This is a genomic window from Roseomonas aerilata DSM 19363 (assembly GCF_000711725.1).
Taxonomy (GTDB): domain Bacteria; phylum Pseudomonadota; class Alphaproteobacteria; order Acetobacterales; family Acetobacteraceae; genus Roseomonas; species Roseomonas aerilata.
Genome location: NZ_JONP01000131.1, coordinates 1 through 1944 on the forward strand (window position 1 = coordinate 1; position 1944 = coordinate 1944).

The 1944-nt window shown below is 59.6% G+C and carries 1 protein-coding gene; it reads right to left on the reverse strand.

Translation table 11 applies throughout. The features are described 5' to 3' along the window. Positions 1–92: 92 nt before the first annotated feature. Positions 93–1355 (reverse strand): ferritin-like domain-containing protein, encoded by a 1263-nt coding sequence (locus tag BO39_RS29300; protein WP_043840414.1) that lies wholly within the window; start codon positions 1353–1355, stop codon positions 93–95. Between the last annotated feature and the right edge of the window lie 589 nt (positions 1356–1944).

Genomic DNA, 1944 nt, shown 5'->3' on the forward strand with positions numbered 1-1944 from the left:
GTAGGTAGAAGGGTCTGAGGTCATCCAGGCAGACTGCCCCGGCTCGCTCCTACCGGCCACGCCCCATCAACTTGCCAATGCCCCCAGCACCTTCAGGAAGAAATCTGAAGAAAGAATGCTTCAGCAATCTGGTCGAGGCTTGCGCTCAAAGCGCTCGGCAGTTGGGGAATGGTTCGCGCAGCATCAGCCAGATCTCGCATTCGCTCACGTACGAGCTGTTCCTCGACACGTCCGTCGAGCAGGGGCTCAACCCCGCGCAACATGGTGAAGCTCATGCCAGCGTTCACACCCGGTGTGGATAGGCTCGCGGGCAGACGTGCGAGCTGATCTGACGCACCCGCCAGAGTATGCATGAGTTCGATAGCGGCTGAGATCAGCGTCTTCTGTTGAGTAGCCGCCTCCTCACCGGCTCGGCCAAAGCTCTGCACAAGGAGGCGGAGCAGCAAGCCATAGATCGAGCAGGTAAAATCCAGCAGTACCGCAGCCTCTGGATGGTCGACAAAGACCTTGTCCTCGAGGTTTGGCGGAAGGCGGAGCGCAGGATTGTCTGCGACAGGCCATGCGGGTGCAAAGGCGGGGTTCCCACGGGCGAGTTCCTCGAATTCGTTCTGAATGCTTAGAAAGCTTCGGTAGTGCGACTCCTCCTGCTCCCCTGGTGACCCTTCACCTTGTTCGATGATCAAGTCGATGGCCGTGCAAGCCGCTTCTAAGGAAGCGATCTTGGTCACCCCTGGGAAATCGACCACGTCGGGACCAACCTGCCGTCTGGCACCGCCCAGAAAAAGCTCGCCCTCTCCAAGATGGTCTGCGAGCGAGATGAGGTTCACCCTGATTGCCTCGTAGAGGTGCCCAATCGTGGTGTAATCCTGCGCACTCGGCATCAGGCCGCGTACGGCTTGCCTTCGGCTGTAGCTCTTCTGATTGAAGGTACGATTATCGTCACCCGGAGCTCCTTGAGGCCGTTCAAGGAAGATGAAATGCTCGAGCGTCTCGCGGGAGAAGCCGGTGAGGCGGACAACGACCCCCGAGGGGAAGTACCCGGGCGCGACGGGGAAGTTTGGTCTTGCGAAGTGGGGCCGGCCACCAACCGCAACAGTCAGGTTCGCCACTATGAGAAGATGGCCCATCTCTTCGACTGCCACGTTCATGATGGTCTTCCGCCAGCGATCCACAGCGCAGGCCTCGGTCGTGGAAAGCCCTTCCCCCTCCCCGCGTCTGAGGCTGAACGCAGCGTAGAGATAGCTGCACATGAGGGTGTGCTCGATCTCCGATGCCTCGGCGAGCAGGTAGAGAAGTTGCTCCCGGCTTCCCGTGACGACTGCCGGCTCCGCCCCAGGATCTATCTTGCTGTTCATTTGTGCCCGGCCTTCCGCTCACTCAAATAGCTAGGGTCTGTTAGGCCCTGGTCCAGTTACTGAGGTGTGATCGCTGGGCCCAATCCGGGCGGCGCCTTTCGCTAGAGTGATGCCAATAGGGATGAACGTGAACCATGAGACACGCAATCAGCACCTTCGCGGCAGCCGGGTGTATATGGTCCGCAGTAGCACTTGGACAGTCAGGGGAGAACAACTTCAGCCAGACAGTTGAAGGGTTCTGCCAAGATGCGAAACCGCGAATAGCCGGTCTTATCGTCGAGCACCGAAACGCCGAGCGATTTCTCTCCGAGCTAGGCAATATGCGAGAGCCCATGCGGTCGCCAGGCGCGACGTCGCCCACTATCAGGCAGCAAATGGAACAGCAGCAGGCTCGCATCCAAAATCTGCGGGCGAACCTTGCGTCATTCACCGCTATTTGGCGCCATCTGGGTTGCCAATAAATAAAGGGGAGGCTGCGCGGTGCGGCGGGAGGGCTAGGGCCTGTTAACGCCTGAGCCAGTCGAAAGAAGCGGCGAGGTGGAGAACACCAAGGAACGATGCGGCGGTCTTCTCGTAGCGGGTGGCGACG

Excerpts from the sequence above, each read along its gene's own strand:
- BO39_RS29300 (WP_043840414.1), bottom strand. The coding sequence starts at position 1,355 with ATGAACAGCAAGATAGATCCTGGGGCGGAGCCGGCAGTCGTCACGGGA.